At 34.9% G+C, this 10,247-nt stretch carries 8 protein-coding genes; 5 read left to right on the top strand and 3 right to left on the bottom strand.

Features of this window, described 5'->3' with window-relative positions; all coding sequences use genetic code 11:
* Positions 1 to 15 precede the first annotated feature (15 nt).
* Positions 16 to 2,430: a VirD4-like conjugal transfer protein, CD1115 family gene (locus AC3IRK_RS16100; RefSeq protein ID WP_489170771.1), complete on the bottom strand. Its 2,415-nt coding sequence runs from the start codon at positions 2,428 to 2,430 to the stop codon at positions 16 to 18.
* 17 nt (positions 2,431 to 2,447) lie between these two features.
* Positions 2,448 to 5,582, bottom strand: coding sequence for a MobA/MobL family protein (locus AC3IRK_RS16095; protein WP_489170770.1), 3,135 nt, complete (start codon positions 5,580 to 5,582; stop codon positions 2,448 to 2,450).
* Between the two features lie 336 nt (positions 5,583 to 5,918).
* Here AC3IRK_RS16095 and AC3IRK_RS16090 point away from each other — a divergent pair, with 336 nt between their 5' ends.
* Genes AC3IRK_RS16090 through AC3IRK_RS16080 form a run of 3 tightly spaced genes read left to right on the top strand, consistent with a single transcriptional unit; the run spans position 5,919 to position 6,701 of the window.
* Positions 5,919 to 6,176: a hypothetical protein gene (locus AC3IRK_RS16090; protein WP_489170769.1), complete on the top strand. Its 258-nt coding sequence runs from the start codon at positions 5,919 to 5,921 to the stop codon at positions 6,174 to 6,176.
* On the top strand, positions 6,169 to 6,432 hold the full coding sequence (locus AC3IRK_RS16085) for a hypothetical protein (RefSeq protein WP_489170768.1): 264 nt from the start codon (positions 6,169 to 6,171) through the stop codon (positions 6,430 to 6,432). The genes AC3IRK_RS16090 and AC3IRK_RS16085 overlap by 8 nt, the downstream gene beginning before the upstream one ends.
* Entirely contained in the window at positions 6,429 to 6,701 is a 273-nt protein-coding gene (locus tag AC3IRK_RS16080) for a hypothetical protein (RefSeq protein WP_489170767.1), read from the top strand. The genes AC3IRK_RS16085 and AC3IRK_RS16080 overlap by 4 nt, the downstream gene beginning before the upstream one ends.
* A 46-nt stretch (positions 6,702 to 6,747) precedes the next feature.
* Here the strand turns inward: AC3IRK_RS16080 and AC3IRK_RS16075 are convergent, their stop codons facing one another.
* Entirely contained in the window at positions 6,748 to 7,518 is a 771-nt protein-coding gene (locus AC3IRK_RS16075) for a hypothetical protein (protein WP_489170766.1), read from the bottom strand.
* 544 nt (positions 7,519 to 8,062) lie between these two features.
* Here AC3IRK_RS16075 and AC3IRK_RS16070 point away from each other — a divergent pair.
* Complete coding sequence (locus tag AC3IRK_RS16070; RefSeq protein WP_489170765.1) at positions 8,063 to 9,220, top strand: ParM/StbA family protein; 1,158 nt, start codon at positions 8,063 to 8,065, stop codon at positions 9,218 to 9,220.
* A gap of 69 nt (positions 9,221 to 9,289) precedes the next feature.
* The gene (locus tag AC3IRK_RS16065; RefSeq protein ID WP_489170764.1) at positions 9,290 to 10,066 is read left to right on the top strand and encodes a hypothetical protein; all 777 of its coding nucleotides are present in this window, start codon (positions 9,290 to 9,292) and stop codon (positions 10,064 to 10,066) included.
* Positions 10,067 to 10,247: the final 181 nt, after the last annotated feature.

Genomic DNA, 10,247 nt, shown 5'->3' with positions numbered 1-10,247 from the left:
GTCTTCACTCCTTGTTTAGAAAGGTAACTCATCACCATCATTTTCAGCTAGTGAACTGTTTTCTTCCATTTTTTTAGTCATCGAATCTAATGATTTCTTCGTACTATCCAAATCTTTTAGTTTGTTAACCATTTCATTAGTTTTCGCGATTTCACTTACAAGATTCTTCCCACTGAATATGTCGGAAATTTCTTTTGCTGTTTCAGGGTCACTTTCTTGAATCATATAAGCATCCCTTAACGCATTTGCTTGTTTATTCTCGCTCTCTTGCTCTTTTAAAGCCGTCTCTTCGTTTACTGGACTCTTAGGTTCTTCGACCACCGCAACGCTCTCATTCGCTTGTTTAGAAGTATTCATGTCTTTAAATACTTCATCAAACATTTTTTTAGCGTAAATGCTGATTGAATCTTCTTCTAGTTCCGTTTCCTTCTTACCGGACTCTTCTGTTTTTTCGAACTGTAAACTTTCCTCAAAAGTAGGTTTTTTATTGATTGGTGCAATTGGTTCGCTTGGTTCAATCGGTTCAATTAGTTCGCTTGATTCAGTCGGAATCGTTTCGATAGTTGGTGCGACTTCTTGCTCTACTCTGATTGGTTTAGGTTCTGCTTGGAAAGGTGTGAATCCCATTTGCTTAATGTAGTCTTCACGATGTTCAGGATAGACATAAGCGAATCGTCCGTTGACTTTTTTCGTCGAAGTAATGAAGCCTTTGTAAATGACGCTTTGGAACGCTTTTTCTAGTTCTAAGACTCGCCCTGCGGTGAAGATATAACACGTATCACCTTTCATATTGAGAAGGTCACTTTTAGAGACGAGGGGTTTCTTTTGATACTGCTCGCTTTCACTTGGTGAAGATCCACCACTGTTTCCTCCTAAATCGAGAATGTAAGCTAGACTACCTGACGATGATTTTGATTTCGTTGTATAACGCACTGTCGTGTCTCCTGCGCTCTCTTCAAAATACTTGGCTGTCTCTTCATCTTTCGTTCTCAAGAACAACGCTGTGTCATGGTTATTGACGAATGTTCGACGCTGCTCTTTTGAATATTTTTCATCTAACTGTGCAAAGTCTTGAATGATGGTAACAAGGCTTAGTCGATACCCCCGACAAGTCGAAAGGATGTTGTCGTAATCATTTAATCGACCTAAGTTTGCAAATTCATCAAGAATACAGATTGTAGGGATCGGAAGGATTGAGCCGTTTTGGTCTCCAATTTTGTAGAGTTTCGTAAACAGTTGGTCAAAAAATGTTGCGGTCAATGCTGATACTGAATTTGATACGATTGGAATTTTGACGAACATGATAGTCTTTCTTTCCTGTAAGTCTTGGAAATTGAAGTCACTTTCATGAGTAAACTCCATTACCTTTTGTAACGAGAATGTACCTGTCTGTTGAGCGAAAGAAGATAAAATGGACGCTCTCGTATTCCCTTCTGCCACCGATGCTTCTTTCAGGTATTGATAAGCAATGTGTTCCGAACCAATTCCTTCACATATCTCGTTTAACATATGTTCATTTGCCGAAATTTCGTTAAACAGTGCTTTAACCTTGTTCATGCTTGATTTTTTTGTTAGTCCACCGTTTCCATCTGCTTTCGCTAAAAGAATGAGGCCGACGAGTAAATCCCTTGCCGTATTGAAGAAGAAATCCTCTTTAATATCTTTTGCAGAATTTCGAGAAATCGTTGTAGCAACGTTTTTAGCGTCTAAATCAGACTCAATGTAATCTAAGGGATTGTAGCGACTACCGACGAGATTCATGAAATCGACTTGGTGAACGTCATAGCCCTGATCTCGTTTAATATCTGCTAATTGGTCATACAGTTCACCTTTCGGATCGGTGACAATCATCGAACTCGTATAGTTGTTGAGTAGATTCGGGATAACAAATGCTTGTCCTTTTGAAGAACCAGGCGATCCGACAACGATGACATTTCGATTATCAAGTTTTGATTCAGGGTGGATGATGACTAATTCTTTGTCTTCTCTCCCTAAAATAATCCCTTCGGATATGTTCATTGTTTTGAATGGATCAGTTGACCATTTAGATTGTGATTTTTTAGGGAAACCGATATTCGGTGGTGTGAATCCTTCGGTTCTAAGTTCGTCTAAATCAGAAAAGACAGCATTTCCATATACACCATGAGCAGAAGCATCGGTATATCCGTTTGACTTTTGTTTAGTCATCAGCAGCATACCCACAAAACCAAATGCCATTACTGCAAAGATAGGATATTGAACATATTCATCTTGCCTTGTAAACCAATCAATATTCTTTTGAAAGTCCAATGCTTTCTCTGCAAGGTCAGTTTCCAAAAGAAACGATTGATAGATGATAACGCCTAAATAACCTATCACACCTGTCATCAGTACGGAGAAAAGGAAATTAATAAATCCTTTCCCCCTCTTTTCTTTCTTTTTCTTTGCCATCTTATCTCTCCTTATCCTTAAAGCATATCTCGGTCCAATTTATCCTCAATCGTAAGTTTTTTATTGGTTCGTTTCTTGCGATTGTGGTCAGTTGAATCTTGTTTCTTTTGTGCCTGTTCGATGATGCTTGCAAGAAGATCTCCTGCCAACTCTTCCGGTGATTGTTGAGAATTTTGATTCTCGTCTTCTTGTACCTCATTCATTTTTCTCTTCTCTTCTAAAGTCGGCTCGTTTCGGGTCGAAGGATTTTCAATTTCTTCTTCAATCGTATTGCGAATCGTTTCTTTATCACTTCCGGTACTAAACTCTTCGATGACTCTATCCATTCCGACACTCGATAGTTGCTTAACATCTAAATCAGGAGCAACCTTCTCGATGCTTTCTTTGAACTGTTCATCAATTGCTTTTATTTCTTTGTTTAATTTGTTCAATTCATTCGAGTTGATATATAACTCGTTTCTTAATTCAAAGACTTTAGGCAATACACTGGAATCATTTTTAGCCTGTCCTAGAATTGATTTATAGAGTGGCTCAAGTTCTACTATCTTGTTTTCTCGTTGTGCTGCCACTTCATAAATTTTATTTTTCATTGTCAAGAGATTACCTAAACGGCTTCTTTCCTGCATCGTTTCTTTTTCGTTTGGCTCGATGAAGTTCATCAATTGTTTGTGTTCGTAAGAAGAAATGAATTTTGATTCGTCCTCATATTTTTCAATCGCTTGTTTCATATACAGAACAGCATCCGTTCTTCTAAGGTCAACATTTTGAATCTCTTTCAACGATGGGAACGTTTCTACAAACTGTTTAACCGTTTTTCTTGTATCTGATTTCAGGACTTCATTCATAGAAGTTCTTTGATCTTTAAAGTCTTTTAATTCATCTTGGAAAGAATCGAAGTCTTGTTCCAATGACAAGGTACGTCTGTTAAATTCATCAGCAAACGAATGAGTCTCGAAGCCGTATTTAAACAGTTTGTCGTAATCACCATTTTCGAAAGTTTTCAAGGCATTATCTAAGATGTTTTTTCGAGTGAATAGTTCACTGTTCATCAACTGATTATTCAATCTGTATGAAGCAGAAGCACTTCGAATCAACTCATAATCACTTGCAGATAAAATGCTATCGGTTGATAAAACTTCTTCATCAATATTCGACAATTCATTAACTGCAACTTGATCCATCGGAATATCCAACTTGTTCAATCCAACCTCAACATAATTTCTAACGAATCCATATTTAAGGACATTTGAATTATCGTTTTCGACATACGTTTCAACAATAGATTCGACAGTTTGATTTCTTCCACTCAAGTTTTCTAACTGGTTCTTAATTGATTCAGGTGAATCAGTTTTATCAAGATTTAATAATGTATCTACTTTCGATTCCATTGAGAAATCTTTCAACCATTTGTTATTAGTTTCTTTCGCATAATCAGTCAAATAATCATCAAGAGTTTTAGTAATGTTTTTCATTTCTTTTTCAATTGATTCCATTTGATTTTTAGCATTGAAGAAATTGTAACGTCCGAAGTAAATAGAGTTTAATTTATCAGGATTATCTTTTTGTAAATCGTTATTCATATTTGCCGAATAACGATTCTTTTCAAATTCAACAGTCTCTTTCATTTTGTCAAGATCCGTAGAAAGTCGATTGTATTCATTCGACAAATCAGATACGTTTTCTTTCACAAATTCAAGTTGACGTTCCTCACTTGAAAGGTACAGTTTCAATCCTGACAAGGCTTTATCTATTTCATCGACTTCGACAGATTCAACTGCATCAAGCATCAACTTCATGACACGTTCACTATCCATTTCAGTGACCTTATCGAAAGAAGAGAATCGGAAAGCAAACTCTTCACGAAGCAATTCAATTTGAAGGTCATTAGCATGACTCACAAACGCTTTTGCTTCTGTATATTCTTCAATCTCATTTTGAAGTGATTCATATTTTTCAGAAAGACTTAAAGCACGTTCAGCATACATTTCCTCGAACGATTCACGATTGAAACCATACTTCATAAGAGTGAGATCATCATCCCCATTTTCATATCGTTTCAAGGCATTATCTAAGACGCTCTTAATCCCGAATATCTCTCTTTCTTGCATCACAAGTGCATCGTTCCAACTGCTTATAGATTTCAATGTTTCCGAAGTTGTTCTGTAATCAACAGAATCAGAATAAGCAATGTTCATCAAACGTGATTCATCAGAAGAAAGACCAGTCTTTTCAAACACTTTACGACGAATATCTTCGAAGTCTACAAGTTCAGCAGCCGGTTGAATATTCTCGATTTCAACTTGCATACTTTCGATACTCTGATTAAGCGTTTCAATCTCAAGATTGAACGCCTTAATGACTTGATTCATTTTTCCGTAATGAGTGACTGGAACATAGTCCATACCAGTCTTTTCAGCTTTTTCTTTAGCTTGTTTTTCAATCGCATACTCACCACGAGTCAATCGTTCTACTGCCTGTTTATCGAGACCTTGTTCTGCATAACTTAAATGTGAAACAGTCTCATTAATTCCATGCTTTTGATAATGTTCGTTGATTTTTTCAGCTAGATTTTTACGCCATTCGATAATTTTAGTTTTACCTGACCATCCAGTTAAATCAACGTTTCGAGATTTCTTATTGCCTTTTTCGTTATAGATGAAATCCCCATTAGCATCTAAGATGTACTCTTTTTTCGTTTTGTTTTGAACCCATTCACCGTTCTCATCGAAAGGACGTACAGTCAACAAAATATGTGCATGTGGATTTTGTTCACGATCTTTATGAATGTTTACATCGGCAACCATACCAGCATCAACAAAGTTTTCTTGAACATATTCCACAAGCAATTCTTTACGTTGTTCGTCCGTCATTTCAATTGGCAACGCCAAAACAACTTCACGCATAACACGAGCATTTACAGCCTTCTCAACACCCTCTGCTTCGTTCCACAAAGTTTGACGATCATGAACCCAATCAGGTGCATGACTTGGAGCAAGAATGAATGAATCAGGACGAACTTCTCTTGTTCTGAATGCTTTTAACTCTTCATCACGTTCACTGAATAACTTTTCTCCTGAAACGTAAGAAGCCTTTGCGACTGCTGATTGTTTTGCTTTTGCTACGTTACGAACATTCATGTGGAACAATGCCATCCTGATTCACTCCTTCCTTTGTTTTTTTGAATTTCTTAATGCGGTAGCGTTAAGACGAGTGGTAACGAGCCATTCCCATGCGGTAGCAGGGGATAACCCTTTCGCTAGAAAGCCCATTTGCACAATGATGAAATCATGGTGCGTAAGTGGGCACTCGCTCACTCCTGACTCTATAATACCACTTGACTTCTTCTTTCTCAATCCTTTACAATAAATTCAACCATACTAGATCAAACATTCGAAAAGCGTATTTTTTAAAAGATTTATAAGTGCAATAAAAATCTATAAAAACCTTATAGATCAAAAGATTAAATACACGCATAGGAGGTTCTAAAGGTGTATTATTTCAAGAACATTAATCCAATACGGTATTTGATCGTTGTTGAAAGTGAGTTAAATGATTTCAAAAAATTAGTTCAAAGCAATAAAGTTGATGAAAACTATCTGTTAAATGAATATCGTAAAATAGACACTTTTTTATACGGTCAGAACAGTTTAAAAATCGAAAATATAGTCCTTAAAAAAATGCGGATTGAATTGTCGAATTGCCTTGAATTAATTAAAAATAGAAAGGGAGTTGTTATCAATGGCTAGAAAAACGGCTACGAAAAGACTTACACAATTACAGTCTCAAATTCTAAAACTGGAGCAAGAAGCAAAGGAATTAGAAACAGAAATTAATATTGAAATTGGTGGTTATCTTGTTAGTAAATTAGGAACAAATGATATTGAGGAACTTAAAAGTAAAATTGATATGTTTGTCGAGTATGACTTGAGCCATACTGACAATAACCATGTGATGAAGAGTGAGGATTCGCCTGCATATTCTACGCAACATAATGGATCATGAGTAAGAAGAAACAAAAAACGCTTGATGAATTGAAGCAAGAATTAAATGCTAAAATTAAAAGGCGTGATAACCTTTTAAAAGAGCAGAACTTTATCGAGAAACACGATAAGCGAAAAGAAAGAACACGACGATTAGTAGAGACTGGTTATCTAGTCGAAAAACATTTTGATCTTTACCATTTAGAAATTAATGAACGTGAAGAAATCTTTGAAATGTTCGCTCCTTTTATCAAGAAAAACCTTCCTAATAAATACAAAAAAAAAGAGTGATACTAGGGTCATTTATGATCCATGTATCACTCTTTTTTGGTTTCAATTAACGCTCTATATCTTGTTGTCTTTGTTGGTTTTTCTCTTGATCTTTCGTCTTTTCAATAGCATCTTGGATGATTTCATCAAGGCTTCTGTCTTTCGTTTCTTCTTTCTTTTCCGGTACAATTTCTTTTAGTTCTACTGCTTCATCTTGAGTTCTTTCATCAATTTCTTGACCGTTCATAAAGCCTTTAAATATCTCTGCAATCTCTTTTACATCATCACTAGAAATCGAATTAATAGGACTTTTACTCAAATCAATTTCATGATTTAAGAAAGTGGCAGCAACCTCTAATTTGCCTTGTTCTTGTTCAATTAGATTACTTAGTAATTGTTCTGTCTGCGGATCAGGAGTAACTTTTTCATTATTTAACTGCTGTGCTTTTTTTAGATTTTCAATGATTTCTTTTGACGCTTCGCTTAATTCAAATGCCTGTTCTTGACGTTGATGATTAGTAACTTCGTCAATTAACTTTATGCCATCCAAAGGATTATCATGAAAGAGTTTAGCCATGTTTTTTATTTGTTCGTTATCCGTATTTTGTTCAATATGCTTCATGGCCGCCTTGAATAACCGATGTGGATCACCCAATAAATCCTCTGTCTTATCACCATTCAATTGTTTCATTGCTTCTAATGCTTCGGCTTGGATTCTTGCTTTTTCTCGTTCTTCTTTAATCTCTTTAATATGATTCTCAATAAACTCTTTTGCCATTTTAGAAAGTTCAAAAAGCGCTTCTAAAATATCATCTTTCGTCGTATCTTGGTTGTGCATTTTCGTATTTCCTCCTTTGTTTTTTTGACTAAAATTAAAGAATTTTCTTATCTTTATTATACCATTTCACTCATTAAAAATGGCGATATAGAGCCATTTATTGACGTGAATTAAAGGGATTAAACTGTATTTTTATGTACTTTAATCTCGCTATTTTCTACGAATAATCTTCTAAATATCTATGAATAAACCCAAAGATTTTTCACAAATGTAGTGAATTTCATTCAGGATCTATAATAAATGATGATGCTGCAACAATTATATCTATCTGGTTTATAAAATATTTCATAATGATTTATTTAAAAGAATTTATAGATTTAGATTTATGGACTAATTTCTTTCTTCCTATTATAAATTTAAAATGACGTTCTATAAATATATATAAATGATATATAAAAACATCATTAAAGATTTGAATTTCTTTCGATTTGTAATTTTAATCAAAAATAAATATCAAAATGATTTATTTATAGTTGTTTTTAGATATTGACTATGTTATGATAGATTCAGGTGGTAAACAAATAAACTTTATGAGGTGAAAGTAATGAAAAAAGTAATCGGTATTGATATTGGAAATGCAAAAACAGAATTGTTTTTTGAGACAAAAGATGGAGAAAAATCAGTAAGACAACCATCAGTAATCTCGTACTTACTTAGATCACCGGACGCTCCTGATCTAACCGAAGAACAGGTAATGTCTTCTTTAATGGATAATCTTTTAGTTACAATTTCTTCTAAGGCAATTAAGAAAAACGGTCTTTATTATGTAGGAAATAGAGCATTGCTGCATCATGGAATGAAGTCGAATATGAACCTTGATCTTGGTGGGAAAACAAATCACGATGTTCCATTAATCACATCATTATCTATGGTAGCTGCTTCTGCGATTAAAGAGCATTATGACCAACACAAAGAACTTCCTGAAAACATGAACATTGAAATTAAAATGGCAACTGCAATTCCGTCTTCTGAATATAGTCAAGCCAATGCGAAACGTCTTGAAGAACGTTTTAAGGAACGTCATACTGTCGTCGTCCACGTTGGCGAAGAGGAAATTTTAACTTCTATTAAGGTTTCGGAATGCAAAGTAACCGAAGAGGGTAAAACTGCTATGTTGGCATTTTATGAATCAGACCCTTCTATCCTTTCTCATTACAATGAACTCTATAACGAAAACAAAGTTCCTTCTGATTTCGATGAAGCGATCTCATTGCATACTGACATTGGAGACGGAACAACTGAACTGACTGTAATTAATGGATTGTCGCCTGTACAGGGTTTAAGTTCAGGAAGTCGTCTCGGTGTAGGTCATGCTTCTATGGACGCTATCAGCCTATTACGAGACACTACAATGAATATCGGTAACGACTTCACACGACAACAACTTCAAGAATGGTTGAAACAAGATTCCGAACGAGGTCAAATTGTTCGAGGTTTCATGGAAGAAGCAATTTATAATCAATCAGTTGCAATCTTAGAAACAATCAAAGCTGCTTATCAAAAACTTGCTTCGTCTAATGTGGATTATCTATTTGTTCATGGCGGTGGCAGCATTACATTCGAGGATCATTTAAAAAATGAAGTGGTTGATTTCGCAAGAGACAATCATACAAAAGTAGTTTGGATTCCTAAAGAATATGCTTCTCAAATGAACAGTCGGGGAACATACTCACTCGCTAAAATGTTATACGAAAAGAAATAATTTAAAGTATTCCAAATCATCTATAAGATGGTTTGGAATACTTTCATTCATGAAAGGAAGGGTTTGAAGGTGAAAACTCGGACTAAGATTTTTATCAATATCGAATCACCCAAAAATAGCAAATCCGAAGTCCAAGAAATTAACCAGTGGCTTCACGTACAAAGTAAAAAAACAAATATAGTATCCTTAATTCATTATTGTATCGCTCGATTCGGTCAGGTCGATCTTATCTCCGACGATGGATTGAAAAATTCATACGAACCTTCAATTTCCGATAAACTATTCCAGTCTGCAATTGCTATTCCTGAAAACAAGGATTTCGGAGATATGACGTTAAGAGAAAATCTTTACGTTCGTTATGACACACGATCTGCAAAAGAAATTGAAGAAATCAATAAATGGATTGATGTACAGTCTTATATAGGAATTAGTATCAAACTTGCTATTCGATTCTTTATTAATAGATTTGGTTATCGTGATATTGAAGATTTACAGGTCAGTAAGTGGCTATACATCGGTCTCCATTTTGACAAACTCGTTGAAAAGGGAATCTTAAATGAAGAACAGGCATCCTTCTTATACCTTGCCAATTCTTCTACTGGCGCTTTGAAAACAAGTCCGTCAATGGACTTTAACATTCAATCAAACAAAGAAATTAAAGACAATGATATTTCTACTTCTTCACCTTTAGTTGAAACGACTTCTTCACCTGTCGAAACTTCTACCGAACGTTCCGACGCATCATCTGAAACCAAACAATCTAATTCTTCACCTTCTATAAAAGAAGAAAAAGAAGAAACGAGCAGCAGCATCAGTAAGAAAAAAGTGGATCTCTCCACGTTTTAAGACACTCATTAGCTTGAGTGTCTTTTTTTGTGTTTAAGTCTGTATTATAAATACAAAAGATATGTATTATAAATACAAATGAAATGTATTCAATCTACAAAATTAATGTATTTAAAATACAGGTCAATATGTATAATAAATACAAATTTTTATGTATTTCAAATACATATAGTGATACAAT

The sequence above is a fragment of the Exiguobacterium sp. GL_137 genome (genome assembly GCF_057834585.1).
The sequence above is the reverse complement of the archived record's forward strand: the minus strand, read 5'-3'. Positions and strand labels throughout refer to the sequence as shown.

Excerpts from the sequence above, each read along its gene's own strand:
- AC3IRK_RS16085 (WP_489170768.1), top strand. The coding sequence starts at position 6,169 with ATGGCTAGAAAAACGGCTACGAAAAGACTTACACAATTACAGTCTCAA.
- AC3IRK_RS16100 (WP_489170771.1), bottom strand. The coding sequence starts at position 2,430 with ATGGCAAAGAAAAAGAAAGAAAAGAGGGGGAAAGGATTTATTAATTTC.
- AC3IRK_RS16095 (WP_489170770.1), bottom strand. The coding sequence starts at position 5,582 with ATGGCATTGTTCCACATGAATGTTCGTAACGTAGCAAAAGCAAAACAA.
- AC3IRK_RS16070 (WP_489170765.1), top strand. The coding sequence starts at position 8,063 with ATGAAAAAAGTAATCGGTATTGATATTGGAAATGCAAAAACAGAATTG.
- AC3IRK_RS16080 (WP_489170767.1), top strand. The coding sequence starts at position 6,429 with ATGAGTAAGAAGAAACAAAAAACGCTTGATGAATTGAAGCAAGAATTA.
- AC3IRK_RS16075 (WP_489170766.1), bottom strand. The coding sequence starts at position 7,518 with ATGCACAACCAAGATACGACGAAAGATGATATTTTAGAAGCGCTTTTT.